Origin of the sequence: Kitasatospora mediocidica KCTC 9733 (genome assembly GCF_000744225.1) — a bacterium.
GTDB lineage: Bacteria > Actinomycetota > Actinomycetes > Streptomycetales > Streptomycetaceae > Kitasatospora > Kitasatospora mediocidica.
Genome location: NZ_JQLN01000001.1, coordinates 305,400 through 330,616, shown reverse-complemented (window position 1 = coordinate 330,616; position 25,217 = coordinate 305,400). Strand labels below are relative to the sequence as shown.

Below are 25,217 nucleotides of genomic sequence, written 5' to 3'. Positions count from 1 at the left end.
CGTTACCGCATCTGGGCCCCTGCACCGTTGTCACGGCGTGCGGGCCGGTACGGGGTCGTGGTGACCAGCCGGGGTCGAGGCCGGCGCGTCCGGTGCGTCCGGCGAGTCCGGGGTCCTGGTGGTGCCGAGCGCCATGCCCTTGGTCTCCTCGGCCCAGAGGAGGCACACCACCAGTCCCAGCGCGGTGACCACGGCGGCGATCAGCATGGTCGGCCCGGTGCCCAGGCCGGTCAGGGACATCGGCAGCAGGTACGTGCCGACCGCGGCGCCGACCCGGCTGACCGACGTCGCCAGCCCGACCGCCGTGGCGCGGATCTCGGTGGGGAACAGCTCGTTGGGGTAGGTCCAGTCGAGGACGTTCGGGCCGCCGCAGAGGAAGGCGTAGGCACAGAGCGCGAGGATCGCGACCAGGGCGGGGGCGGTGGGCCAGACGCCGAGCAGGGTGAGCGGCACGATCATCAGGCCGAACGACCAGATGATCGTGGGACGGCGCCCCTTGGTGTCGATGAGACGCAGCGCCGGGTAGCAGCCGATCAGGAAGACCAGGCTGATGAGGCCGGTGCCGAGGGTGTCCAGCAGGTTGCCGCCGGCCATGCCGAAGGAAGCGAGGATCTGCGGACCGAACGTCAGCATGGCGAACAGCGGGCCCACCTGGCAGAAGAAGAACAGGCCACAGAACAGCGTCCGGCGCCGGTAGCGCGCGCCGAACAGTTGGCGCAGCGGGCTGGTGCGGACCGTGGAGTCCTGCTGCGGCATCAGCTCCCGCCCGTTCACCCGCACACCCAGGTGCTTCTCCACCAGCGCCACCGCCTCGCCGACCCGGCCGTGAGCGGCCAGCCAGCGGGGCGACTCCGGGGAGCCGCGGCGGATCACCAGGAAGACGGCGCACAGCAGCGTCGAGCTGGCCAGCATCCACCGCCAGCTGCCGGGGCCGGCGAGTTCGAGGAAGAGGTAGCCGACCAGGTACGCCAGGACCGATCCGGCGTACCAGGCGATGATCTGCTTGCCCAGCAGCCGGCCGCGCTCGCGGGTCGGCAGCCACTCGGCGAGCAGGGAGGTGGCGATCGGGTAGTCCGCGGCGACCGCCATGCCGAGCACGAAGCGCAGCAGGGCCAGCGCCCACACACCGTCCACCCAGAACGAGAGCACCGAGCAGACGCCCATCACGACCAGGTCGGCGGTGTACATCACCTCGCGGCCGATCCGGTCGGTCAGCACGCCGAACAGCGCGCCCCCGACGAACATGCCGACCAGCGCGGATGCTCCGATCAGGCTCACGGCGGCAGTGCTGAGGCCGAGATCGGGCCGCATGCCGATCAGGGCGACGCCGACGATGCTCAGGATGTAGCCGTCGAGCAGTGGCCCCCCGGAGCAGGCGAGCGCGAGTCTGCGGTGGAAGGCGCTGTACGGGGCTTCGTCGATGGTGCGGGACATGGTCGAGTCCTCCGAGCGCCGTGCCGGAGTGGGCTCCGGCGTGGCGCGGGTTGTCGAGGTCGGCTGGGGCGGTGCGTCGGCACCGCCTTCGGATGCCCGGGCGAACCGGGTGACCGTCCACGCTTTCCGCGCCACGAGCCGCGCCAACGGGGTCGAAGGACCCAACCCGATGGGACCAAGGTCCCGAACCGGACAGGGACCTTCGGCCCTGCCCAGCCGCAGCGCCCTGGTCGCCGTCCGCAGCGGGGGACGTTCGAACGGCCGGTCGCGCCGCGCCAGCCCCGCGCCCTGTCCTCTCCGGCGCCGACCCGCACGAGAAACTGACGCTGTATCAGCTCGTCGAGTCGCCCCCCGACCGCTTCACCCGCGGCCCTCCGGCATGCTGTCAGTTAGAGGGTGTCACTCTGCCTCTTGACTCTCACCGGAAGTGCTAGTTATAACTTCTAGCGAACGCGAAAACCTCTACCGACAAGGGGAACGCCATGTCCGGCATCCGCAGCACCAGGCTCCGCGCTGCCCTGATCACCGTCCCGCTCGTCCTCGGCGTCCTCGGTACCGCCGTCGCGCCGGCCGGGGCCGCTGCCGCCCACCCCCGCCCGTCCATCACCTGCCGAGGTGCAGGCGTCGACCCCGGCGCCGTCGTTCGCTACCGGACCCAGACCATGATCCACGCGCCGCTCGACACCGTCTGGAAGCTGCAGACCGACGTGGAGCGATGGCCGTCCTGGCAGGCGGCCGTCAACACCGCGCAGCGCCTCGACCACGGACCCCTGCGGACCGGTTCGGCGTTCCGGTGGACGACGCCGGTACCTGCCACTGCCACGACTCCCGCCGTCACCGTGGTCGTCACCTCGACGGTCGAGCAGATCCGGCGCGACTCCTGCATCCGTTGGACCGGCCCCGCCACTGCCGGCGGACTGCTCATCAACGGCGTTCACGTGTGGAACTTCACCCAGGTCAAGGGCGGCGTCCTGGTGCGGACCGAGGAGACCCACGCCGGTGCCCAGGTCGACGCCGACCCCACCGCCGCGACCAGGATCCTCGCAGCGGGCCTCGACGCCTGGCTGCGCGACCTGAAGGCCGCCGCCGAAGCCCGGTCCGGCGACCAACCGCTCGATCGCCGCTGACACGGGACGCCCGGCCGGGCCTGTTGTGAGGTGGGGGTTCGGTGCCGGACCTGGGTGGGTCGGTGGTCAGTCGTTGGGGGAGCAGTCGCGGCAGATGGGTTGGTTGTTCTTGTCCTGTCCGGCGAGTTGGGTGCGGTGGTGGACGAGGAAGCAGGTCATGCAGGTGAACTCGTCCTGCTGGAGCGGGATGACCCGGACGGTGAGTTCTTCGCCGGAGAGGTCGGCGCCGGGGAGTTCGATGCCTTCGACGGCTTCGACGTCGAGGTCGACGGCGGAGCCGGTCTTGTCGTCGCGGCGGCCCTTGAGTTCTTCGATGCTGTCGTCGTTGGAGTCGTCGCCGGTGTTGCGTGGGGCGTCGTAGTCGGTTGCCACGGTGGTGCCTTTTCGGTGAGAAGCGGTGGGTGGGGATCTGGGTGAGTCTGCCTCGTCGCCGGGCCGTCGGCACCGTGCGCTGCTCTGCTCGGATGACGTGGCTGACGACGAGGACCCCATGATCGCGGTTTTCGGGGCCAATGTGCGAACGGAGGCGCGCGGTGCGCCTGCGTTCGCGGTGTCGCTCGCCTCCCCGGCCTCCTCGGTTGTGAGATGTTGGCTGGGGGCAGGGGACCGGGGGAGTCTGACGACCGGTGGCTTCTGCCGCCTGGTCCTGGCCGCACGAATCGATGCAGAGGTAGGGGACATGATCGGACTGGTGCTGCTCGGTGTCTTGGCGCTCGCCGTCGGCGGGTGCGCGTGTGTGGTGTGGGCGGAGCGCGGCGGACCCCGCTGGGCCCGGGTGGCGGCGAACGTGACGCTCGCCGCTGGCGAACTGCTGCGCCTGGCCAGGAGGAACCGCCGCCGGAGCCTCAACCGGAACAGCGGCGAGAGCGACTAGGGCGCCTATCGGGTGGTGATCAGCAGCGCCGTGCCGACCCGCTGTGACAAGGGCGGATACGGCTACCTCAGCTCGCTTACCGCCGATGGTGTTGTCCCCGGCTGTGGCGATCGCTAAGGTCGGTCGGGTGACTGCCGGGTCGGCCATGGGCCACGCACGAGTGAGGTTCCCGGCCTCGGGGTGAGCCCGAGGCGGGCGAGAGCCCCGCCATCTTCTTCGAGTCTTAGCTCCCGGCGCCCGCATCCGGTGCGCCGTTCCAGCGGATCCCAAGACCGGAGAGATACCACCGATGCCCTATGCGCAGCAGTACCCGCATGAATCCGAACTGCCGACGGTTGGCGTCCAGCTGAACCACACGGCTGTCTACGCAAGCGACCGGCACCTGTCTGCCGAGTTCCTCGCCGTGGTCCTGGGCTTGACGGTCGGCGCCCCGTTCGGGCCGTTCCTGCCCGTCGACCTGGGCAACGGCGTGACGCTCGACTACTACGAGAAGAGGAACGAGCCGATCCAGTCACAGCACTACGCCTTCCTCATCCCTGACGAGCAGTTCGACGCGGTGATCGCCCGCCTGGAGGCGCTCGGGGTCACCTACTACGCCGACCCCAGCCACACGGAGCCCGGCCGGACCAACGGGTGGTTCGGCGGTCGCGGCGCCTACTTCGAGGACCCGGACGGTCACAACATGGAGGTCATGACCCGGCCCTACGACCGCCCGTAGGTCAAGGCCACTGTCCGGGGTCCTGTCGGTCCGGGGGGCACTGTCCGGGGGAAGCGGAACGGGCCGTCACCGTTGGTTCGGTGACGGCCCGTTGCGGTCGCGGTGTTCACGCGGTCAGGTCGGTGAGGGCCTGGTGTGCGCGTCGGATGGTGCGCTCGGCGCGGTCCTTGAGCCGGATCGCGTGGACGATGCGGTGCTTCTCGGCCTCCCGCAGGCGCTCGTCGAGCGTGGCGCGTGCGACGTCGAGTTGGTAGGTCATGGTGAACTCCCCCTGGTTGCGAGCGGTCCGTCGGCATCACCGCGATGCCGGTCCCGGAGGCCGCCCTCGTGCTTCAAATTCTACACCCAAACGCAACCAACGCCTTTCATTTTCCCTTCGGTTCAGCGAACGGCCTGTAAATCGAAGGGGTTGGCCCCGTCGTCAGGCGGGTCAGGCGCGGGTCAGGGTCCGGTCAGGCGCGGGTCAGAGGGGTGGGCCATAGTCGTTGGCACAGGGACGGGCCGCAGAACTCGGGCGGCTGGTCTCGGGGAGAGGTGCCCGGAGTGGTTGATCGGGGACCGGGACTGCGGTCCAGGTCGGGTGCAAGCCCACGCAGGTTCGAATCCTGCCTTCTCCGCCGCAGGCCGGGTGTGGAGCCGCAGCTGCGGCTGCGGCTCCACACCCGGCCCCCACCCCCGCGTCCGGCCCCACCCGCGCCGTACCCTCGGCCTCACCCGTGGGGTCAGCCGGCCGGACCGCTGGCCAGCGTGAGTGTCGCGCTTGCCTGTGCCCCGTTGGCGTCGGTCCATTGGACCGTCACCTGGTGGCCGGGTACTTGACTGGTCATCAGGTTGGTCAGCGCGTCCGGGCTGTTGACGGGCTGCCCGTCGACGCTGGTGATCTCGTCGCCTGCGGTGAGTGCCGACTGCGCGGCGGGGGAGCCTGCGATCACGCCTGCTATCAGCACGCCGCCGCTGCCCGCACCTGTGCCCGTTCCCTGTGCCGAGCTCGGGCCTGTCGCGACCTCCACGCCGAGGAAGGCCGTCGGTCCCAGGTGCACGTTCGTGCCGGCCATGCCCGAGGTGATCTGGTGGACGACGGGCAGTGCGGTGCCGATCGGGATCGCGAAGGCCTGCGGCGGTGACTGTTGTTGGGCGTCGCCCGCGGTGGCGCCGGCGGTGTTGATACCGATGACGGCGCCGGAGGAGTCGACCAGTGCGCCGCCGGAGTCGCCGGGCTGGACGTTCGCGTCGACCTGGATCATTCCGGTCAGCTGTTCGTCGGTGCCGCTCTCCTGGTCGCTGGCGGTGACCGACTGGTTGAGGGCGGTCACGTTGCCCGCTGCCGCCGAGGGGGTCTGGTCGGTGCCGCCGGCGTTTCCGATGGCCGTCACCGCCGTGCCCACCGCGACCTTCGAGGAGTCGCCCAGTTTCGCCGTCGCCAGGCCGGAGGCGTCCTTCAGCTGCAGGACCGCCAGGTCGCCGGTGCGGTCGTAGCCGACCACGGTGGCCGTGTAGGTGCGGCCGTTGCCCACGTCGGTCGCGGTGACGGAGGAGGCGCCGTCGATCACGTGGTTGTTGGTGAGCACCTCGCCGGTGGAGGTGAGCACGATGCCGGTTCCGGCCGCCTGACCGCCCTGGTAGCCGAGCGTGACGTTGATGTCCACCAGGCTCGGATCCACCCGGGCGGCGACATCGCCGGCCACGCCGCTGCTGCTGCCACTGCCGCCGGCTGCGGGAGCGTACGGCGGCGCCGCGCCGGCCGGTGAGGCACTCGTGGTGGCCGGTGAGTGCCACAGTGCCCGGTCGACCCCGATGCCGGCCGCGCCGGCCACGAGCACCGCGGCCAGCAGCACCAGGTAGCCGCGCCTCCCGTGCCGCCGGGGTGGCGGGGGCGGGGGCCAGCCGAAGCCGCTCGGCGCGGCAGACGGCGGATACGGCGGCATCGGCGGCAGCCCGGCCCCGGACGGCCCGGCGGCGGACGGCCCGGGCGGGGGTGGGGGAGGGCCGGGGCGCATCGTCTGCGGCTGCGGCGGCGGTCCCCAGCCGCCGGGCGGGGCGCTCTGGCCGGTGTGGTCCGTGCCCGTGGAGGGGACCGGTGTCCCTGCTTCCTGATTTCCGCTCATGACGGCTCCATCGGAAGATCTCGACGAAGGCACCCGGACAGCTAGCGGCCCCTGCGGGCCGAGTTGGTGCCTTCTCCCTCCATGATGCGAGCCGGGGGGCATGAACAGCGTAAGCAGCGGATGAGCTTCTCCTTAAGGAGGCTCACGCGAAGCAGCCGCGCCCCGAGCGGCGACGGCTCACCCGGACCCTGCTCACTGCGGCGGCTTGCCGCCGGTGAGGACCCACCGCATGTCGAGGAAGCCGCTCTGCTGCTGCGTGAGTTGACCCGCCTTGACCTGCTGGTAGGTGATCCAGGTGTTGGTGAGGCGGGGGGAGTCGGGGCTGGGGAGCATGTCGCCCCAGCTGAGCGGGGGTGTGACGCCCCCGGTGTTGAGGGTGTCGCCGCTGTCCAGCTGGTCGCGCAGGGACTTGGCGGTCAGTGGCGTGCCGGCGTCCTGGAGGTGTTGGGCGGCTCCGAGGAAGACCTGGTAGGCGATCCAGGTGGTCTGCACCGCGAGGTCGGAGGGGTCGATCCCGTTGTCGCCGCCCACCAGGGCACGCAGCGCGTCCCACGCGTGCGAGGAGGTGGGCGGGTACCAGCCGGCGACGTACGCGTTGTCCAACGGGCCGCCGGCGCTGCCCTGGGAGCCGACGACGGACTGCGGGACGCTGCCGATCAGCGCGCCCAGCAGGGTGTGCTTGGGTGCCAACTTCCCGTAGGCGTCGAGGAGTTTCGCGCTCTGCTCGGGGGCGAGGGCGTCGCTGGCGCAGGTGCCGGTCCGGTCGTCGCCCAGCGCCTTGCGGGCCGCGTCGCCGTAGTCGGGGGACTGCTCGCTGACCCGCACGTCCACCAGTTTGACCCCGGCGGGGCGCACCGCGGCGCCCAGATATCCCGTGAGCGTGTCGCCGGCGGCGGTGTCCGGGCGCACCAGCGCGATGGTCCGGCAGCCGGCGGCGACGAGTTGGCGGCCGTTGCCGGCGACGAGTGTGGGGGTGCCGCCGGCCACGGGGTAGGAGAGCGGGCTGCTGAACTCGGCGCCGGAGAGGCCGTATCCGCCGATGTAGGGGATCCGGGCGGCTTCCAGACCGGGCAGCAGGCTGTCGCTGTTGAGGCTGTAGGAGCCGATGACGGCGATCACCTTGTTGTCCACCGCCTGCCGTACGCAGGCGGTGCCGCCGTCCACGGTGTTGTGTTCGTTGCAGGTGATCACCCGCAGCCGGTGTCCGCCGAGGCCCTTGGTGTTCACGTCCCGCCCGATGGCCTCCGCCACCGCGGTGACGCCGGGCCGGTCGAAGGCGCCGGTGCCCGACGGGGCCCAGGTCATCACCGTGTAGTCGGCCCCGGTGGCACCGGCCGAGCCGGCGCAACCGGAGGCGGCGAGCAGCGCGGGGAGCAGGGCGATCGCCGCGATCGCACTTCCGGGCCGGGTCCAGCTGCTCATGGGGGTGCCTTCCTCGAACTGCCGCGCAGATGATCGGCTCAGCCAATCCGGCACGACGCAAGGAGGGAGATACGGGGGTTGAACGCCAGGAGGACACCCCGATAACAGCGGACGAGTGCCCACCGGGCCGTCGCGCGGCCACCGTGTTTGCCTGTACCTGTCATTCGACCGGCTGGTCGGTCAACCCGTCGGTCGGTCAGCCCGTCGGTCAGTCGGTCAGTCGGTCATCAGGATCTCGACGCCGCGCGCCGCGAGTTGCTCGATCACCGGGTCGTGCGGGGCGGCATCGGTGATCAGTCCGCTGATCTCCTCGAAGGGCAGGACGCGGAACCGCGAAGCGGTGCCGATCTTCTCGGAGGAGGCGAGCACATAGGTGTCCGCGGCCCGTGCGGCGAGGGCGCGCTTCATGGCCGCCTCCTCCGGGTCGCCGGTGGTCAGTCCCGCCTCGGGGTGCACGCCCGTGACGCCGAGCAGGCAGAGGTCGGCGGAGACGTTCTGCGCCGCCTCGACCGCGGCCGCGCCGCAGGCGACCGCCGAGTGCTTGAAGATCCGGCCACCGAGCAGGAACACCTCCGCCTGCGGATGGTCGAGCAGGGCGGCGGCGATCGTCGGACTGTGCGTGATCACGGTGCACGCCAGGTCCTGCGGGAGCGCGTGGACGACGGCCAAGGCGGTGGTGCCGCCGTCGAGGATCAGTGCGCCGCCGGGCCGCACCAGCCCGGCGGCCACCGCGGCGACCTTCCGCTTGCCGTCCGGGGCCACGGCCTGCCGGGCGTGATAGTCCACCACGGCCGGCGACACGGGCAACGCCCCGCCGTAGACCCGCTGGCACAGCCCCTCTCCCGCGAGATCGCGAAGGTCGCGCCGGACGCTGTCCTCGGAGATCCCCAGTTCGGCGGCGACGTCCTTGGCGATGATCTTGCCCTCGCGAGCGAGCAGCGCCAGTAGGTGGTCGCGCCGTTCAGCAGCCAGCATGCACATTCTCTCCTGTTCTTGCACGGTTCTGCATGTATGGTAACCCGTCATGACCGACAAACCCATGCTCATCCTCATCGCCGGGCCCTACCGCTCCGGCACCGACGGCGACCGCACGCCATGGCCGCCAACCTCGATCCCGTCCCTCACCCAGCAGGGGCACGCGTGAACCACCGTCCCGGCATCGACACCCCCGACCACCGCGGCCGCACCGGCCTCGACCACGCTGGACGCGACCTGGACCGCAACCCCGACATCGTGATCCGCGACGTCGAACTCACCTCCCGGGGCTGGCACGTCCTGCGACGGACCACCTTCGACTACCGTCGCCGCGACGGACGTTGGGTCACCCAGCAGCGCGAGACCTACGACCGCGGCAACGGCGCGGTCGTCCTGCCCTACGACACCCAACGCCGCTGCGTCCTGCTCACCCGCCAGTTCCGCTACCCGGCCTACGTCAACGACCACCCCGACGGCATGCTCGTCGAAGCCGCCGCGGGGCTGCTCGACGCGGACGACCCGCCGGCCGCCGTCCGACGCGAGAGCGCCGAGGAACTCGGCGTCACCCTCGGCCCGCTCACCCACGTCCTCGACGCCTTCATGAGCCCCGGCTCCGTCACCGAACGCCTCCACTTCTTCGCCGCCCCCTACGCTCCCGCCGACCGGACCGGTACCGGCGGCGGGCTCGAAGAGGACGGCGAAGACATCGAGGTCCTCGAACTGCCCTTCGCCGAAGCCCTCGCCATGACCCGCGACGGCCGCATCACCGACGGCAAGACCATCCTGCTCCTGCAATGGGCGGCCCTGGACGGCCCGTTCGCCCCCGCAGTCGACGACCGCTACCGCTGACAGCGCCGCCCCTGCCACGCGTGGCAGGCCCCGCCGACCTGACGCACCGCACTGCGACAACCGATCCACGAACCAGGAGCGACACCATGAGATTCGACAACCACCGCGTCGTCATCACCGCCGCCGGCCGCGACTTCGGGCGGACCCTGGCCATCCGGCTCGCGGACCTCGGTGCCGAGGTTTTCCTCTCCGCTCGTGGACTGGACGCCGCCGAACGTGTCCGCGACGAGATACGCGAGCGTGGCCATCAGCGGGTCCACGCCTTCGCCTGCGACCTGACGGACCCCGCCTCCATCCGCGACTTCGCCTCCGGCGTCGCGCGGCACACCGACCGCGTCGACCTGCTCGTCAACAACGGCTCCCGCTGGCTCGAAGGGCCGGATCTGCTCTCCGCAACCGATACGGACGTCATCGACACCCTCGCCTCCGGTGCCACCGGCACGGTCCTGACCGTGAAGAACTTCCTCCCGCTCCTGCTCAACTCGGACAGGCCGGACATCGTGACGATGGTCTCCGCCTGCGGAACAGCGGGCCATCACCGCTCGGACGCCCACGACGCCTTCTACGCGGCCAAGAGCGCCCAGGCAGGGTTCACCGACATCCTCTCCAAGCGCCTGCGACCCCAGGGAGTCCGGGTGATATCGCTCTACCCGCCCGACTTCGACAACGCCGACCCGCTCTCCGACGAGTGGGACACCACCCCGCGCGACTCCAAGAACGCCCTCACGGCGCACTCGCTCGTGGAGTGCATCGTCTTCGCAGTCGCCCAGCCCCGTGACTGCTTCATCAAGGCGTTCCACTTCGAACAGGTCTGACGGGAGGTCTGATTGCGCCGGCGTCACGCACATCGTCACGGCAACGGTCAGCACTCCGAGCGCACGGTCCGGTGCGAATTACCCGGCCACCGCTACCTGTGCTGTCACGGAGCAGGCCATTGGCGGGGGAGTGAGCATCCAGACGGGATTCCCGCCCGGTGTCTTCGCGGTTATCCAGTCGCAGCCTTCGATCGATGGGAAATCGTGGGTGGGAAGTGCCGCTACTTCGCAGAGAATCCCCGATGGGATCAGTCTTACCGTCACAACCTACGCCGTCTGTGCGCCGCTCGGAGTCTAGGGCTCTGAATTGCCGACTGAGGACCCCGTCTCCTTCCCGGGAGATACGGGGTCCTCATCGGTCCCGTGGGCTCCCAGTCCGTACTTGACCTGCTGTGATCACTAGGTGGAATACGCCACTTCGGAATACGACTACTCCGCCGGTTGACGGGCGGGAAGGCGTTCCAGAAATCGCTACGCGGGCACAGGCTCCTCCGTTCGTCGGTGATGAGCGTACGCAACGCACGGGCGGGCACGCAGAAGGCCGCCCCCGCCGGTGGGCGTGGGCGGCTGTCCGCAGGATCGGTCAGACCTCGCTGGAGCGCTTGGACAGATCGAGGGCGGCCGTGGCCACCGCGAGGGCGGCGCACAGGCCGGTCACCTCGTAGACGGTCGGGCGGACCAGATGTGGCTAGTCGTCGGGGGCAGCAGGCCAGGAGGAGAGGAGCACCTCGGAGGTCGCCAGGCCGAGGTGAGCGGTGACCATCCAGCCTGCGGGTGGGGCGGGCTCCCAGTGCAGGCTGGATGCGGCCGAGGGGGAGTCTCGGGGCGTTGGCGGGGAGCAAGGTGACGTCGAGGGGGCCGCCGGGAGCGCCGGAGACACGGTGGACGAGCGCGCCGTTCACTCCGGATGGCAACGGCTGGAGGGCAAGGTTGTGTAGCGGGCGGGGAGTAGAAGGGTGGGGTCGAGGTGGGATGCGGACCTCCCGGGGATGCTGTGGCGTATCCCGCGTCGCCGCAGGTACTGGCGTATCGCCCGACTGCAGGGGCATCGGCACTGTACGGCGGGTCCCAGCAGCGTGCTGGTGGGCGCGCACGGATGTGGAGTCGACCGCGATCTCCCAGTCGATGTCACCTTCCGCGTCGGCGTTGGCCTGGAGCCGACGGAGCACCAGAGCCCAGGTACCGTCCGCCGACCACCGCCGATGCCGCTCGGCGACGGTCTTCCACGGCCCGTAGCGGTGCGGGAGGTCACGCCACGGCACACGGTCCGAATCCGGTGCAGCACCCCGTTGATCACCTGCCGGTGGTCGCGCCACCTGCCGCACCGCCCGGTGCCCACCGGCAGGTGCGGCCGAAGCCGCTCCCACTGCGCATCCGTGCGATCGCCCCTGCCCCTGTCCTCCACGGCCGGGTCAACGACCGGTCCGCCAACCGGAAACCGAGCAGGCTTCTGCGGCGCGCCGTGCTCAAGGAAGGTGCGCAGACGGACGATGAATCAGGTGACCGTCACGTGCGGGGCAGTCCCTGTCCCGGGGCGGTCCCCTTTCGTGAACGGAGCATTCATGCGACTGTCCGCGCGCTGCGCGTCCGCCGCCCTCCTGCTGATCATTCCCTTGGCCGCCGCGCAGGGAGCGGCAGCCGACGGCCCGTCCGCGCGGGCCGTTCCGGCTCCCCTGCACCGAACTACCATGGCTGTTCCCGGCGAGTACATCGTCACCCTCGACAAGGGCCTGGACCCAGCGAAGGTGGCGGCCAGGGTCGGGGGTGTCGAGCCGCTGCACACCTACCGCCACGTCCTGAACGGGTTCTCCGCCCGCCTGGACGCAGCGCAGTTGGAGCAAGTGCGTTCCCTGTCCGGGGTGGAGACCGTCGAGGAGAACGGCCGTGCCGGCGCCCAGGAGGCCACCGCCTCGCCCGCCCGGGACAAGCGGGCAGTGGCCGCCAGCTGGGGCCTGGACCGTATCGACCAGCACGACTGGGACAAGACCGCAGGTACCGGTGACGGGGAGTTCAACGTCGAGGGCAACGGCGCCGGCGTCACCGCCTACATGATCGGCACCGGCATCGACTTCGGCCACGACGAGTTCGAGGGCCGCGCCACCCTGGGCACCGACACCGTCGGCGACGGGAAGAACGGTGTCGACTGCAGCGGCGTCGGCACCCACGTCGCCGGCATCGTCGGCGGCAAGACCTACGGCGTCGCCCGCAAGGTGAACCTGGTCAGCGTCCGCGTCGTGGGTTGTGACGGCCAGGGCACCAACGAGCAGCTCATCGCCGGCCTCGACTGGGTGGCGGCCAACGCCAAGAAGCCCGCAGTCGCCAACATCTCCGTCGGCGGGGACAGGAACGAAACGATCAACAAGGCCGCCAACGCGCTCTCCACTGCGGGCATCCTGCCCGTCGTCTCCGGCGGCAACGGCGCCCGGGACGCCTGCTTCTCCTCCCCCGCCTCCGCCACACGGGTCATCACCGTCGGCGCGACCGACAAGTACGACGAGGAGACCGACTTCAGCAACTACGGCCAGTGCGTCTCGCTGTACGCGCCCGGCAAGGACATCACCTCCGCCAAGCTCGGCGGCGGCAGCGTCGTCCAGAGCGGCACTGCCATGGCCGCCCCGCACGTCACCGGCACCGTAGCCCTCTACCTCGCCGGGCACTCCGACGCGACCCCCGAAGACCTCGCGCTGTGGCTCTCCACTGAAAGCACGAAGGACGTCCTGACCGTCAGCAAGTCCAGCCCCAACGAACTGCTGTACACCGGCGGCCTCTGACCCGGCTCGCACACGGCCCCCCGCTGCCCGCCGCACAGGGACTTCGGCAGGGCAGCGGGGGCTTCCCGTCACGAATCACCGAGCCCGCGGCAGCCGCCGAGGCCACCGCGGGCTTAGCCGCCCGGCAGTTGCTCGACGCCCAGCTCGACGGCCCGCGGGGCAGTCCCACGTCAAGACCCAGACTTCACCCGCCCCACCCAAAACCCAGTACAGCCCCCCAGCGCCAGTGCGGATCGCTGCCGGTCTGGGTCCGGAAGCAGCACCGGCCACAGGGCTCGAAGGCCGGCCTCCTTCCCTGTCAAGTGCTTGTGTTCAGCTCTCCCGGTCCCGAGGCTGGCAGTAGGGCGGGGCCGCCCCGGTGCGAGGTACACCAGAGCAGCCCCGCAGGTTTCGAGGGCTCAGGTGGTGGGTGTTCGGAAGGGGTCAACAGACCCGATTCGTTGACGTGCGTTCACGCAGCACGCGGGACAAGTGCCTTCCCCGTGAAATCGAGACATTTCCCAGTGCGCCGCTCACTACCGGCAGCGGGTATTGTCAGCGTGTCTGTCGAACAGTAGTTTCCACGGCATGAGGGCGGATTCGATCTGCACCCCAAGGCTGATCTTCGAGCTGCCGGCGTTCCGTTCCTCGAATCGGATTGGAATCTCGGCGATGCGCAGGCCCTGCCTGACCGTCCGGTGGTTCATCTCGACCTGGAACGCATAGCCGTTGCTCCGGATCGAATGGACGTGGATCTTTCGCAGGGTCTCCGCTCGCCACGCTTTGAAGCCGGCCGTCGCGTCCTTCACTCGCAGGTGCAGGATGGTGTTGACGTACAGGTTCGCCCACGCGGACAACGCCCGGCGGTGCCACGGCCATTCTGCGGCGACCGAGCCGCCCGGCACGTAGCGGGACCCGATCACCGCTGCCGCGTCCGTGCTGGACAGAGCGGCCACCATTTCGGGGACGGCCTCCGCCGGGTGGGAGAGGTCGGCGTCCATCTGAATCACGATGTCGGCGCCCTCGTCGAGTGCACGGGTGATGCCGGCGATGTAGGCGCGGCCCAGTCCGTCCTTCTCGGTGCGGTGCAACACCCCGACGATCCCCGAGGATTCGAGTGACAGTTTGTCGGCGACGTCACCCGTGCCGTCCGGAGAGTTGTCGTCGACCACGAGTACATGCAGGTTCGGCAGCCGCAGGGCGAGGAGCATGCCGACGAGCCGGGGCAGGTTGTCCCGCTCGTTGTAGGTCGGGACGACGACCGTGACCTTCGGGAATCCGTGTGCCATCGTCATTCTGCGGCTCCGATCAGCGTCACGCCGAAGGCGATGGCGCCTGTGAACAGTGCGCCGGCGAGTGTGGCGGCCGCCAACTGTCCGACGGAGTCGACCTGGCTGCCGAGCCCCAGGGCGCGCCACATCGCGTCCCGCAGTGCCAGCAGGACCGGCAGGGTCGCCGTCCCCACGGTGCCGGCTGTCCGGGCGGCCCGTCGTGCTTTCGGCGCGGTGCGGGGTGCAGCGAGCCGAAGGACGCTGTTGCAGATCCCCAGGAAGGCGAAGGTGCCGCCCGCGAACACGGTGGTTTCGACGGCGTAGAGCAGCGGTCCGGGCCAACCCTCGCCCAGCGCCAGCCCTGTGGCGACCAACAGGCCCGCAGCGATGGCGGCCGCCGCAGCGAGCGCGGTGAATCGGCGGCGGACGAAGACGAGCACGTGGCTCCAGTCGGCCCCGGCAGCGAGTCCGCGCACCGCGTGCGAGTGGCGTGCGAGTGCGTCCGCCAGGGGTGCGATGTCGTCGAGCCAGTCCCCATCCGGTCGGTGGCGGCCCCCGTCGGGCGGCTTCGGCAGCAGTCGGACCGCTCGCCGATGTAGCAGCAGCCCCGCGACCGCCACCCCGGTGAGTGGCACCAGTGAGGCGATCAGCCAGGGTGTGCCGCGGTTCCAGAGCTCACGGTCCGCGCGTGCGGCCACGGCCGCCCAGTCGGTGGCGGCCGTTGCCGCCACGAGCAGCGTGCAGACCAGCGCGGCCCGCAGCAACTGCTCCACCCGGTACAGCGGCAGCGGTTCGTCGCGGCGGCACAGCAGCGCCCGCACCGCGCCGGCCGAGCCGAGCAGCGGGACGAAGAACATCGTGAAGGTGACGACCGTGTCGTACGGGTCGCTCTGCCAGGGGCTGCCCGCCCGTACGACGTGCACTTGCGTCGTGACGTAGGCGAACACCGTGAGGACACCGGCGCTCCCGAGGGAGGTCCACAGCGCCGCAGCTGTCGCCGGCCGCGCGCGGTGTCCGACAGGCAGGACTTGGATGTGATGGTGCGTCATGTTCTCGCGCATGGCGCGATAGTACACACCGCGTACTACGTGGCACGTAGTTCATGTCGCGTAGTATGGTGCGGCGTCAGAACGAAGGGAACGACATGCAAGCCAACGATGCCCAGACGCTGGTGCTCTGCGCGCTGGCAGACGGACCGCTGCACGGCTACGCGATCAACGCGGCTATCGAGGAGCTGGCCGGGGAGCGGCTTGGGCCCGGCAGCCTGTACGGGGCCCTGACCCGGCTGGAGTCCAAGCAGCTGATCGAGCCGCTCGACGGACAGGGGCGCCAGCGCCCGGTACGGCTCACACCCCTCGGCCGTGAGGTGCTGGAACACGAACTGCGTACCATGGCCCGGGTGGCGAACGCCGGGCTGCGGCGCCTGGGGGTGAACCCGGCGTGAGCGTCGTCGCCCGAAGCCTGGTCAGGCTCTACCCGGACGCCTTCCGCGAGCGCTGGGGCACCATGGTGGAGGACGAGGCCCGGGGCGCGGGCTGGAAGTCGTGGCCCAACCTGATCGTGGGCATCGTCGACATGTGGCTGCACCCGGCGCTCTGGCCGGCCGACTCCCCGGCGCAGCGGCAGAGGCGAATCGCGACCATGGGAATCACGGTCGCGCTCGCCGCCTGGTTCCTCAGCCACCTCACGGCCGAACAGGGCGACCCGCTGTCGTCCGGTCTCGCCCGCAGCGGGATCATGCACGGCTGCACCGCTCTGTTGTTGCTCGGGATCGCGCTGGTCGCACCCCGGCCCCGGCCGACCATGAGTGCCACGATCACGCTGCTGTGGTGGGCCGTTCGGCGCCTCACCGTGCCGACGGTGCTCGGCACGAGCGTGGTGACCGTCGTGCACGGTGGCATCGACCCGATGGCCTCGCCGTCTACCCTGCGGGCCGCCGTGCTCGCCGGCTGGTGGATCGCGCTGGGACTGGGCGCGATCCAGATCCCCCGGATCTTCACCGGCGTCGGCGCGGACGCGGTCGTGCCGCCGCACGCTGGACGGCTGCGCGCCGGCGTCTGGACGCTGGCCGCCGCCAGCGCGACCGGCGGCGCGACCATCCTCGGAGTCTCGGCGGCCGACAGCAGCTTCCATCTGCTCGGCGCCACCGTAGGCGTGGGCCTGCTGCTGTTGACAGCCGTGTGCGCGGGGACCCTGCGCGACTTGCGCGACCTGCCGTCAGTCAACTGAAGCTCAGCCCCCACGCACAGCGCCAGGAGCTGTGAACCCTCTCGCTGGGCGGCCGGTCGTCGTGGCCGGTCGCCCGCCACCGCCCCGGACTTGCCGTCTCCGGCCCCGGCAGGCCCAACCGTCCGTGCGCAGACCGTGCACTCGGTCCCGCCCGAACTGCCGATCACCCTCAACCATTTGGACGGTGCTCATGCCTGACCTGCTCCGCACCCTCTACACCCGCCGCCTGCGCCGCCAGGTCATGACGGGCCCCCTACCCAAGCACGTAGGTCTGATCATGGACGGCAACCGCCGCTGGGCCCGGCAGATGGGCCTGGCCAACCCCAGCCTCGGCCACAAGGTGGGCGCCGAGCACGTCGAGGAGGTCCTTTCCTGGTGCGAGGCACTCGAGATCAAGCACATCACCGTATTCCTCTGCTCGACCGAGAACCTCCAGCGCCGCGGCGACACCGAGGTCGCCTTCCTGATGCAGCTGATCGAACAGGTGGTGGCCGACCGACTCACCAGGCCGAACGCCCGATGGCAGGTCCACCTCGCCGGAATGCTCGACGCCCTGCCCGACAGCACCGCCCGCGCGCTCAAGGAGGCGGTCGAGGCGACCCGCACCTGCACCACCGGAGCCCACGTCACCCTCGCCGTCGGCTACGGCGGCCGGCAGGAGGTCATCGACGCCCTGCGCGAGCTGATGTACGAGCGGGCCGAGGCCGGCGGGTCACTGACCGATGTCGCCGACACCCTGACCGTCGACGACATCACACCGCATCTGTACACCGCCGGCCAGCCCGACCCCGACCTGGTCATCCGCACCAGCGGCGAACAGCGCCTGTCGAACTTCCTCCTCTGGCAGAGCGCTTACTCGGAGCTGTACTTCTGCGAGGCCTACTGGCCCGCGTTCCGCGAGATCGATTTCCTGCGCGCCGTACGAAGTTTCGCCGCCAGGCAGCGGCGCTACGGCGGCTGAGGCCGGACCGCCACCTGGCGACCACGTGTCAGATCCAGACCGGAGAAATGATGACCGCGTTTTCCACTGCTGACGGAACAGAGTTGACGGAGTTGCTGGGTGTGCGGCACCCGATCGTGCTGGCACCGATGGGTGGCTCGGCCGGGGGCGCGCCGGCTGCGGCCGTCTCCCAGGCAGGCGGCCTCGGGCTGCTGGGCGGTGCGTACTGGGACCGGGCTTGGCTGGAGCGCGAACTGCCGATCGTCTCGGAGAGCACCGACCAGCCGTGGGGTGTCGGCTTTCTGGCCTGGGCGATCGATGCCGGCGCGGTGCAGCACGCGCTGGAGTTCAACCCTGCGGCGGTGATGTTGTCCTTCGGCGACCCGAGGCCGTTCGTCGACCAGATCCGCCGGACGGACGCGGCTCTGATCGTCCAGGTCGCCGATCTGGACGAGGCCAGGCTGGCCGTGGACGTGGGCGCCGACGCCATCGTGGCGCAGGGGACCGATTCAACAATCAGTACCTCATCACGGCCAACAGCCAGAATGTGATCACCTCGATCACCCAGGCTTACCACCCGTAGGCCGGGCACACGCCAGCGCGCGGGCGGAGTGCGCGACCGACGCTGTCTACCCTGCCCGGGCGTCCTGGTTCGGGTGGTCGCCGCCCGCGCGCGTCAGGCTGAGCAGGACGGCCAGTGCGAGCGCGGCCACCAGGGCGCTGAAGACCTCGCCCGCCGGCCGCAGGCTGGTGGCGCGGATCAGCACGCCGACGCCGATCGCGGGCAGCGCGAGCATGGTGTAGAGGATCGCGAAGAAGGTCGAGACGGCCTCCCCGCGCTCCCCGGGCGCGGTGCGGGTGGTGATCGTGGTCAGGCCGTCGGCCATCGCGACGCCGGTGGCCAGGCCGTTCACCGCAGCGCCCAGGATCAGTGGCGCGAGCGCGGTGGTGGCCATCGCGGTGGCGATCAGCGCGGCGCCCGCGACCAGGCCCAGGCACGCGGTGGGCAGGGCGCGCCCGGCCGGGATGGCGCGGCCCAGCGGCTGGCCCAGTGCCGTGCAGGCGAAGGCGGCGGCGACCACCAGGCCGGTGAGCGAGTGACTGTGCAGGTGCAGCTCGCCGCCCAGGAACAGCCCGGTGACGGCGGTCAGCACGCCCAGCACGGCGAAGCCCGCGCCGGTGGCCATCGCCGCCCGCAGGAAGGCCGGGCGGATCCCGGCCGGGATCCGCAGCGCCTGCACCCGGAGGGCGAACCCCGGGCGCTGCGCGGAACTCTCCCGGGTGGCGGCGACCCCGGCCAGCGCGATCGCGGAGAGGACCAGCAGGACGGCCCACGGGGTGCGCAGCGGCGCCGGCGCCAGGTCGGCCAGGATGCCGGCCAGCAGCGTGCCGCCGGCCAGGCCGCCCATATTGGCCACCAGCGCCGCGGTCGCCGGGCGGATCCGGCCGCCGGGCGGGATGACCTCGCTGAGCGCGGCGGTGGCGGCCCCGGTGATCAGGGCAGCGGCAAACCCCGACAGGACCCGCCCGACGAGCATCACCGGGAGGTTCCGCGTCAGCAGCAGAACGGTGGCGGCGGCCATCGCCACCAGCGTCGCGCCCATCAGGACCGGACGGCGGCCCACCTGGTCGGAGAGCCGTCCGAAGAGCAACAGCCCCGCCACCACGCCGAGCGCGTAGACGGCGAAGACCACCGTGACGGTGAACGCGGTGAGCCCGAACGCCTCCTGGTAGAGCGGATACAGCGGCGTCGGCGCGGTGGTGCCGGCCATCGTGGTCCAGAAGGCGAAGGCCACGGCGGCGGCCGACCACCGGGCCCGCCGCTCCGGGCGCGGGTCGGCCGCCTGCGTGGTCGGGGCGCCGGCGGGGTTCGTCATGGCTGCCTCACCTGCGGGATCGACGACGGGGTCGCACATCCCTTCCACCGTAGGCCGCCCGGACCGAAGCGGCCGGTCAGCCGCCGAACGCCGTGGCCGAGGAGAAGATCCCCGGCCACTCCAGAAGATGTGTCACGCGGCCGCGTAGGTGCGGACGCATCCGACGTCTCCGTAGGTCAGCGTGCTCCTCAGTTCGCCGTCGGCCATCTCCCACACCTGGACGGTGTCGGGGCTCCCCAGCTCTCTGATGATCCACTGTCCGCGCTCGCTCGTCAGGACCGCCTTGACCGAAGTGCCGTTCATCAGCTCGATCTGCTGCTCCTGGCCGGGCGTGAACTCCCACACCAGGGTCTTGACGGCGCTCCCCACGGTGAACCTCACCGAGCCCCCCTCGACGGCGATCGTGACGGTCGGCTTGACCGACCGGGCCAGCTCGATCATGACCGCGTCGGCGCCTCGGGCCCTGAGGTACTCGTCGTAGTTGTCGTCCGAGACCAACGTGAACGTGCCGGTCGGCTGGGTGTCCAGGTCCGCCATGAGGTCCTCCTCCGATGGATGGTGATCGTCGGTCAGCATGGCACGCTGCCTCGACCGGGACCGCGAAGTCGGCCTGGGCCGGGCTTGTTTCGTCAGTCGGCCGTGAACCCGCTCGGCCCCTCCCCGCGATACGGTATCCATCGGTATCCGGGCTGGAACACTTCGTAGTCGGCGCTCAGGCCCAGTTCCGCGTGCAGCTTGTCGCAGAGCACGAGCCCGTGGAGGCTGCCGTCGCTCAGTTCGGCCGACCACTCGTTGCGGAGCTCAGCGGGGTCCACGAGTCATTCCGGATCCCAGCCGACCTGAGCGGCGACATATCCGGGGAACTGCGCGAGCAGTTCGTAGAGTTGCCGTCCCAGTTCGGTCAGCTCGGCTGCCGTGCGCTGGAATCGGGGGAGGCTCCCGTTCAGCTGTGCAGCTTGCTCGTCCAGTCCGGCGGGAGCCGGTCGGCCGGACCCGGCGTCGGCTGGTCGGCGGGGTGGCTGACCGGGGGCGCCAGCTCGGGACCGGCTTCGTAGAGGGCGTTGGCGCCGTAGTCCCAGAACCAGTCCTCACCCGGTTCGAAGCTCTGGATCAGGGGGTGGCCGGTGGACGTCCAGTGCGCGGTGGCGTGCTGGGCGGGGGAGGAGTCGCAGCAGCCGATGTGCCCGCACTGGGCGCAGCGCCGCAGGTGGAACCACCAGCCGCCCGCCGCGTCGCACTCGACGCAGCCGGTGCCGGAGGGCGGGGCGCCGGGGTCGACTCCGTCGATGCCGGTGTTGGGGTCGGTCATGGTGGGGACTCCTGTCGCCTGGTGTGGACGCGCCCTGGAGTTCGCCGCGGTGCTGGTCACCGTGGGGACAGGACGGTCACGGTCGTCATGACAGGTGAACCGCACCAGCGCCATCAAGGTCACGGCGACCCGCTGGGATTCGTCCTGCCAAGGCCGGTGAGCACCGCCGCCGCTGGCGGCTTTGACCAGTCGTTACGTCACATAATCGAGGGGGTGGAACGTTATGTAGGTATGGATCAATCATCGAGTGCGGACTCCCCGGCCGGATCCCGGTCACCGGAGTTCCCGGACTTCGTCGCCTCACGCGGGCGACAGCTGCTGCGGACCGCATTCCTGTTGACGGGCGGTGACGCCTACCTCGCGGAGGACCTCGTCCAGGAGGCGTTGGGCCGGATCTTCGTGAAGTGGCACAAGATCGAGCGGCTGGAGAACCCGAGCGGCTACGCCCAGACCGTTCTGGTCAACACCTTCCTCTCCCACCGTAGACGGCGCAGTGCCTCCGAGCGGGTCACCGCCGAGTTCCCCGACGTCGCCGTCGACGATCCGGACCCGGCGCTGCGGCTGACCCTGCTGCGCGCGTTGGGCGAGCTTGCGGCGAAGGACCGCGCGGTGCTGGTGCTGCGGTTCTGGGAGGACCGCAGCGTCGAGGAGACGGCGGCCGCGCTGCGCCTGAGCTCGGCCGCCGTGCGTACACGCAGCAGCCGGGCGCTGGCCCGGATGCGTGTCGCCCTCGCCGACGACTTCGCCGACGACTTCGGCGCGGCCGTGCGGCGGGCCCCCGGTACTAGCTCGTCCACCCAGAAGGCGGTGCTGCGTCATGTCAACTGACCACGACCTCGAGGACGACTTCGCGGACGGCTTCGCCCGCGCCCTGCAGGGGGCGGCCGAGCTGGCGCCTGAGGTGCTCGGCCATCGCCTGACGGCCGGAGCGCAGCAGTACGGGCGCCGCTGGCGTCGCCGCCGGCGCACCGCGGTGGCGGGCGGCCTCGCGGTGCTGGTGCTCGCCGGGGCGGGGGGTTTCATGGCGGTCGGCCGTGGCCCGTCCCGCACCGCCGGTCCGGTCGGGACGGTGTCGCAGAAGCCGGTGCCGATGTCGGAGCAGGAGGTGGTCTCCCTCGTCACGGCCCTGCTCCCGCCGGGGAAGGTGTCGGTGATCACGGCGGGCGGGACGGGTCAGGGCGCGGTCGCCGGGTCCGGAACCGGCGGCACGCTGATGTTCGACGACGGCGCCGGCGCGAGCATCTTCGAATACCGCGCCGAGCGGACGGATCTGACGCCCGCGGCGGGCGCCGTCTGCATGGACGGTTTCACCATGCCGCAGGATTCCTGCGACCGGACCGAGCTGCCGGGTGGCGCGGTCATGGTGATCGACAAGCTGCGGTCCCAGAACACTCCCGGTGGCCTGGAGTGGCGGGCCACCTGGGCGGCTCCGGACGGCCGTCGGGTGTCGGTGATCGAGTACAACGGGCAGCCGGCCGGCGCGGACCGGCCGAACCCGCCGCTGAGCTCGCAACAGCTCACGGCCTTCGTCACGGCCGCGTCCTGGGAGCGGGTTTTCGCGGCGCTGGCGCCCGTGAAGAACGCCCCTGCCCCGGCCACGCCGACGCCGGTGGCCGGCCCGAGTGCGGCCGAGCTGCTCACCAAGCTGGTACGGATGCTCCCGGCCGGGGCCACGTCATCGACCCCGAAGGGCTCGGACCAGGCGGACCTCACGGTGACCCTGGACGGGCGTACCAGCATGGTGCAGGTCGGGGTGGATCCGGCGTCGGACAAGGGCAAGCAGGCCGAGGCGTCCACCGAGACCAGCCCCAGCACTCCGCTGGAGGTGCGCGAGAAGCTGGCCGACGGAACCCTCGTGGTCACCAACCGCTTCGGCAACGGCAAGACCGCGACCGACCCCGTCCTCCACTGGACGGCCGACGTCTACTACCCGGACGGCCGCCATGTGTCCCTCTACGAGTGGAACGGCGAGAACGGCTACACGGCCCGGCCCGGTACCCCGGCGCTCAGCCCGGAGCAACTGAAGGCCATCGCCACCGACCCTGCCTGGCGCTCCTGACCAAGCACCCGACGCTAGAGCACCCGACGCTAGAGCACCGGACACGAGAGCACCGGACACGAGAGCACCGGACACGAGAGCACCGGACACGAGAGCACCGGACACGAGAGCACCCGACACGAGAGCACCCGACACGCGTGCGTCCGGCCCGCAGGGAAACCTGCGGGCCGGACGCACGCGCGGACCCCGTGGTCGAGCAAACGCGCCTCACTCTGGTCAGGTGGTGGGTTGTGGGGGTCGTGCCGGGACCCAGTGGGGTGCGGGGGTGTGCAGGGGCAGGTGGCGGGCGGTGTGTTCGTTCAGATGTTCGTCCGTCTGGTGTGGGTGGTGGCGGTTGAGCTCGGTCAGTGTGGTGGCGGCGAGCCGGGCGCAGGCCAGGATCAGCGCGAGGGTGTCCTGGCGGTGGTGGTGCTCGCGGATGTAGGCCTCGTACCGTTCGTCGATGCGCTGGTGGTGGCCGGGTTCGCCGTCGGTGGTGAGGGCTTGGACGCCGTGCCAGACCAGGGCGAGGGCGGTGGGTTGCGCCGGGTGGGTCACCTGTGCGTGGTGGGCCTGTTCGCGGGCTTGGGCCGAGCGCAGGCCCAGCCATTCGAGGACGGCCGGACGGTGTCCGTCGTGGGCTCGGATGAGGAGTTGCGCGGAGCTGTGGACGAGTGAGCGCAGCACCGCTGTGGCCGGTACCCGTAGGCCGGGGCCGCCCGGTGTGTCGCCGAAGGCCAGCCATGCGTGGGCGAACGAGCCGGCGCGGGTCTGCCACGCGGCGGCCCCGGTTGTTGTGTCCCCGCGTTGGTGGACTCCCAGCCGTATCAGGCCCGCGGCGGCCAGTTGTACCGCGTCCTCGTCCAGCGTGAGCAGCCGTCCACTCCTGAGCACATCGCACCCCCACCAGCGACCATGACCGTGAGCGCACATCTCATCACATCGGGCGTAGGCGAACCAGAGGGGGTCCGTGACGTGGCCCTTGTCGGGTCGCGCTCGTCAGAGGCGTTGTGGGACCGGGTTGCCGACTGCCGCGATGGCCCGGCGGACCGGGACGCGCAGCAGGAGGGCGAAGCCGATGACGAAGAACACCAGCAGGGAGATGATCGCCGAGCGGTAGCTGCCGGTGAGTTGGTAGGCCAGGCCGAAGACCAGCGGTCCCATCCAGCTGGTGCCGCGGTCGCTGATCTTGTAGAGGCTGAAGTACTCCGCCTCCTTGCCCGCCGGGACGAGGTGGGAGAAGAGGGAGCGGGACAGTGCCTGGCTTCCGCCGAGGACGAGGCCGATCATGCAGGCCAGGGCGAAGAACCAGAGCGGCTGGTGGGCGGGCATGACGTAGCCCAGGGCGAGGGTGATCGTCCAGCCCACCAGGGAGCCCAGGACGGTGCGCTTGGCGCCGTAGCGGCGGGCGAGGCGTCCGAGGAGCAGGGCGCCGGCGATGGCCACGATCTGTACCGTCAGCACGGCCGCCACCAGGACGGTTTCGCTCATGCCCAGTTCCTGGCTGCCGTAGAGGGAGGCCTGGGAGACCACGGTCTGGATGCCGTCGTTGTAGCAGAGGAAGGCGGCGAGGAAGAGCAGCGTCAGCGGGTAGCGGCGCATCCCGCGCAGTGTGCCAGCCAGCTCGCGCAGGCTCCCGGTCCGCTCGGTGGCCGCGGAGGGGGTAGTGGCCGTGGTGCGGGGGGTTGTGGCGCGTGAGGGCAGGCGGAGCATGGGCAGTACGGTGAACGCCGCCCACCACAGGCCCGCCGAGGCGAGGCACAGTCGCACCGCGGTGCCCGAGGACAGTCCCAGGCTCGCCCGGCCCTCGAACAGTGCCAGGTTGACGATCAGCAGCAGCCCGCCACCGGCGTAGCCGAATGCCCAGCCCCGGGAGGAGACGGCGTCGCGTTCGTCGGGTGAGGCCAGGGCGGGCAGGAACGAGTACGAGAGGGCGACCGAGACCGCGTAGGCGATGTTGGCAATCATCAGCAGGGCGCCGCCCAGCAGGTAGCGGTCGCCCGCGAGGAAGAACATGCCCACGGTCGCGGCCGCGCCCACGTAGGCGAAGGCGCACATCAGTTCCTTGTGGCGCCCGGTGCGGTCGGCGAACGAGGCGACCAGCATCATCGCGACCACCGACAGCAGGACGGAGGCCGAGACCGTGTACGGGAAGAACGACCCGGCCCGGACGGTGATGCCCAGCGGGTGGACGTTGCCGTGGGAGTCGGCGCCCGCCTGGGCGACGGTCGTCAGGTAGGGGCCGAGGAAGACGGTGAGGACCGTCGCGGAGAAGGCGGAGTTGGCCCAGTCGTTGAAGTACCAGCCCAGCCGTATCCGGCGCAGCGCGCCGGTGCCCGCCTCCTGCGCCGCTTGCTGCGTCGCCTCCTGCGCTGCCGTGGCGGTGGTGGGTGTGGTGGTGTCCGCAGCGGTCGGTGCGAGGTGGACGCCGGCGTCCCGGTCCGTGGTCATGGTGCTCGTCTCTTGCCGGGGGTGCTGTGCGCC

The 25,217-nt window shown here is 70.8% G+C and carries 26 protein-coding genes, 1 tRNA gene and 2 pseudogenes; 14 read left to right on the top strand and 15 right to left on the bottom strand.

What is annotated here, in order from left to right:
* Window positions 1-30: 30 nt before the first annotated feature.
* Window positions 31-1,434 carry an MFS transporter gene (locus BS80_RS01480; protein ID WP_063771861.1) on the bottom strand — a complete coding sequence of 468 codons (1,404 nt, stop codon included), beginning with the start codon at window positions 1,432-1,434 and terminating at the stop codon, window positions 31-33.
* Window positions 1,435-1,916: 482 nt separating this feature from the next.
* Here BS80_RS01480 and BS80_RS01475 point away from each other — a divergent pair, with 482 nt between their 5' ends.
* Entirely contained in the window at window positions 1,917-2,561 is a 645-nt protein-coding gene (locus tag BS80_RS01475) for an SRPBCC family protein (protein WP_035791730.1), read from the top strand.
* 66 nt (window positions 2,562-2,627) lie between these two features.
* Here the strand turns inward: BS80_RS01475 and BS80_RS01470 are convergent, their stop codons facing one another.
* Window positions 2,628-2,933 (bottom strand): DUF4193 domain-containing protein, encoded by a 306-nt coding sequence (locus BS80_RS01470; protein WP_035791728.1) that lies wholly within the window; start codon window positions 2,931-2,933, stop codon window positions 2,628-2,630.
* Window positions 2,934-3,030: 97 nt separating this feature from the next.
* On the opposite strand from BS80_RS01470, the gene BS80_RS43980 reads away from it, so the two are divergent.
* Window positions 3,031-3,435, top strand: coding sequence for a hypothetical protein (locus tag BS80_RS43980; RefSeq protein WP_408607328.1), 405 nt, complete (start codon window positions 3,031-3,033; stop codon window positions 3,433-3,435).
* 289 nt (window positions 3,436-3,724) lie between these two features.
* On the top strand, window positions 3,725-4,153 hold the full coding sequence (locus BS80_RS01460) for a VOC family protein (RefSeq protein WP_035791723.1): 429 nt from the start codon (window positions 3,725-3,727) through the stop codon (window positions 4,151-4,153).
* Window positions 4,154-4,259: 106 nt separating this feature from the next.
* Here BS80_RS01460 and BS80_RS40255 read toward each other — a convergent pair whose 3' ends face one another.
* Window positions 4,260-4,412, bottom strand: coding sequence for a hypothetical protein (locus BS80_RS40255; protein ID WP_157535752.1), 153 nt, complete (start codon window positions 4,410-4,412; stop codon window positions 4,260-4,262).
* A 269-nt stretch (window positions 4,413-4,681) separates the two neighbouring features.
* Between BS80_RS40255 and BS80_RS40250 the strand changes: the two genes are divergently transcribed.
* A tRNA-Arg gene (locus BS80_RS40250) sits at window positions 4,682-4,770 on the top strand.
* 105 nt (window positions 4,771-4,875) lie between these two features.
* On the opposite strand, the gene BS80_RS01455 is transcribed toward BS80_RS40250, so the two are convergent.
* The 3 genes from BS80_RS01455 to BS80_RS01445 all read right to left on the bottom strand — a co-directional run bounded on the left by BS80_RS01455 (window position 4,876) and on the right by BS80_RS01445 (window position 8,655).
* Window positions 4,876-6,258, bottom strand: coding sequence for a S1C family serine protease (locus BS80_RS01455; RefSeq protein WP_157535750.1), 1,383 nt, complete (start codon window positions 6,256-6,258; stop codon window positions 4,876-4,878).
* 192 nt (window positions 6,259-6,450) lie between these two features.
* Window positions 6,451-7,680: an ABC transporter substrate-binding protein gene (locus BS80_RS01450; protein WP_035791720.1), complete on the bottom strand. Its 1,230-nt coding sequence runs from the start codon at window positions 7,678-7,680 to the stop codon at window positions 6,451-6,453.
* Between the two features lie 216 nt (window positions 7,681-7,896).
* The gene (locus BS80_RS01445; protein ID WP_035791719.1) at window positions 7,897-8,655 is read right to left on the bottom strand and encodes a DeoR/GlpR family DNA-binding transcription regulator; all 759 of its coding nucleotides are present in this window, start codon (window positions 8,653-8,655) and stop codon (window positions 7,897-7,899) included.
* A gap of 49 nt (window positions 8,656-8,704) precedes the next feature.
* Between BS80_RS01445 and BS80_RS43740 the strand changes: the two are divergent.
* The 3 genes and pseudogenes from BS80_RS43740 to BS80_RS01435 form a co-directional block, all read left to right on the top strand.
* Window positions 8,705-8,790: pseudogene (locus BS80_RS43740) on the top strand (DUF4406 domain-containing protein); the annotation flags it as partial.
* A gap of 30 nt (window positions 8,791-8,820) precedes the next feature.
* Complete coding sequence (locus tag BS80_RS01440) at window positions 8,821-9,504, top strand: NUDIX domain-containing protein (RefSeq protein ID WP_035791715.1); 684 nt, start codon at window positions 8,821-8,823, stop codon at window positions 9,502-9,504.
* An 86-nt stretch (window positions 9,505-9,590) separates the two neighbouring features.
* Window positions 9,591-10,319, top strand: coding sequence for an SDR family oxidoreductase (locus BS80_RS01435; protein ID WP_035791712.1), 729 nt, complete (start codon window positions 9,591-9,593; stop codon window positions 10,317-10,319).
* A 1,049-nt stretch (window positions 10,320-11,368) separates the two neighbouring features.
* On the opposite strand, the pseudogene BS80_RS42315 reads toward BS80_RS01435, so the two are convergent.
* Window positions 11,369-11,724 (bottom strand): annotated as a pseudogene (locus tag BS80_RS42315) (IS5 family transposase); the annotation flags it as partial.
* Between the two features lie 157 nt (window positions 11,725-11,881).
* Here BS80_RS42315 and BS80_RS01425 point away from each other — a divergent pair.
* A complete protein-coding gene (locus BS80_RS01425; protein ID WP_035791706.1) occupies window positions 11,882-13,090 on the top strand; it encodes a S8 family peptidase in 1,209 nt (402 codons plus the stop codon).
* Between the two features lie 515 nt (window positions 13,091-13,605).
* Here the strand turns inward: BS80_RS01425 and BS80_RS01420 are convergent.
* Together BS80_RS01420 and BS80_RS01415 are read right to left on the bottom strand one after the other, a co-directional pair.
* Window positions 13,606-14,364, bottom strand: coding sequence for a polyprenol monophosphomannose synthase (locus tag BS80_RS01420; RefSeq protein WP_157535746.1), 759 nt, complete (start codon window positions 14,362-14,364; stop codon window positions 13,606-13,608).
* Window positions 14,361-15,401: a hypothetical protein gene (locus BS80_RS01415; protein WP_157535744.1), complete on the bottom strand. Its 1,041-nt coding sequence runs from the start codon at window positions 15,399-15,401 to the stop codon at window positions 14,361-14,363. Before BS80_RS01415 ends, BS80_RS01420 begins: the two co-directional genes overlap by 4 nt.
* A gap of 83 nt (window positions 15,402-15,484) precedes the next feature.
* On the opposite strand from BS80_RS01415, the gene BS80_RS01410 reads away from it, so the two are divergent.
* The 4 genes from BS80_RS01410 to BS80_RS01395 all read left to right on the top strand — a co-directional run bounded on the left by BS80_RS01410 (window position 15,485) and on the right by BS80_RS01395 (window position 18,060).
* A complete protein-coding gene (locus tag BS80_RS01410; protein WP_035791701.1) occupies window positions 15,485-15,784 on the top strand; it encodes a PadR family transcriptional regulator in 300 nt (99 codons plus the stop codon).
* The gene (locus tag BS80_RS01405) at window positions 15,781-16,569 is read left to right on the top strand and encodes a hypothetical protein (RefSeq protein ID WP_035791699.1); all 789 of its coding nucleotides are present in this window, start codon (window positions 15,781-15,783) and stop codon (window positions 16,567-16,569) included. Before BS80_RS01410 ends, BS80_RS01405 begins: the two co-directional genes overlap by 4 nt.
* Window positions 16,570-16,759: 190 nt before the next feature.
* Window positions 16,760-17,530: a polyprenyl diphosphate synthase gene (uppS, locus tag BS80_RS01400; RefSeq protein ID WP_035791696.1), complete on the top strand. Its 771-nt coding sequence runs from the start codon at window positions 16,760-16,762 to the stop codon at window positions 17,528-17,530.
* An 83-nt stretch (window positions 17,531-17,613) separates the two neighbouring features.
* Window positions 17,614-18,060 carry a nitronate monooxygenase gene (locus BS80_RS01395; RefSeq protein WP_232246305.1) on the top strand — a complete coding sequence of 149 codons (447 nt, stop codon included), beginning with the start codon at window positions 17,614-17,616 and terminating at the stop codon, window positions 18,058-18,060.
* Between the two features lie 78 nt (window positions 18,061-18,138).
* On the opposite strand, the gene BS80_RS01390 is transcribed toward BS80_RS01395, so the two are convergent.
* From BS80_RS01390 to BS80_RS01375, 4 genes are all read right to left on the bottom strand, one after another.
* Window positions 18,139-19,386 (bottom strand): MFS transporter, encoded by a 1,248-nt coding sequence (locus BS80_RS01390; RefSeq protein ID WP_035791693.1) that lies wholly within the window; start codon window positions 19,384-19,386, stop codon window positions 18,139-18,141.
* Between the two features lie 132 nt (window positions 19,387-19,518).
* Window positions 19,519-19,923, bottom strand: a complete 405-nt coding sequence (locus tag BS80_RS01385; RefSeq protein WP_035791691.1) for a lipocalin/fatty-acid binding family protein — start codon at window positions 19,921-19,923, stop codon at window positions 19,519-19,521.
* Window positions 19,924-20,015: 92 nt separating this feature from the next.
* Window positions 20,016-20,201 carry a hypothetical protein gene (locus BS80_RS01380; protein WP_035791690.1) on the bottom strand — a complete coding sequence of 62 codons (186 nt, stop codon included), beginning with the start codon at window positions 20,199-20,201 and terminating at the stop codon, window positions 20,016-20,018.
* A 128-nt stretch (window positions 20,202-20,329) separates the two neighbouring features.
* Window positions 20,330-20,695: a UBP-type zinc finger domain-containing protein gene (locus BS80_RS01375; RefSeq protein ID WP_035791688.1), complete on the bottom strand. Its 366-nt coding sequence runs from the start codon at window positions 20,693-20,695 to the stop codon at window positions 20,330-20,332.
* A 231-nt stretch (window positions 20,696-20,926) separates the two neighbouring features.
* Between BS80_RS01375 and BS80_RS01370 the strand changes: the two genes are divergently transcribed.
* Window positions 20,927-21,523, top strand: a complete 597-nt coding sequence (locus tag BS80_RS01370) for a SigE family RNA polymerase sigma factor (protein ID WP_063771860.1) — start codon at window positions 20,927-20,929, stop codon at window positions 21,521-21,523.
* Window positions 21,513-22,754, top strand: coding sequence for a hypothetical protein (locus BS80_RS01365; RefSeq protein ID WP_035791685.1), 1,242 nt, complete (start codon window positions 21,513-21,515; stop codon window positions 22,752-22,754). The genes BS80_RS01370 and BS80_RS01365 overlap by 11 nt, the downstream gene beginning before the upstream one ends.
* Window positions 22,755-22,970: 216 nt before the next feature.
* On the opposite strand, the gene BS80_RS01360 is transcribed toward BS80_RS01365, so the two are convergent.
* Entirely contained in the window at window positions 22,971-23,627 is a 657-nt protein-coding gene (locus BS80_RS01360) for a hypothetical protein (protein WP_035791682.1), read from the bottom strand.
* Between the two features lie 105 nt (window positions 23,628-23,732).
* Window positions 23,733-25,184: an MFS transporter gene (locus BS80_RS01355; RefSeq protein ID WP_083974058.1), complete on the bottom strand. Its 1,452-nt coding sequence runs from the start codon at window positions 25,182-25,184 to the stop codon at window positions 23,733-23,735.
* Window positions 25,185-25,217 lie beyond the last annotated feature (33 nt).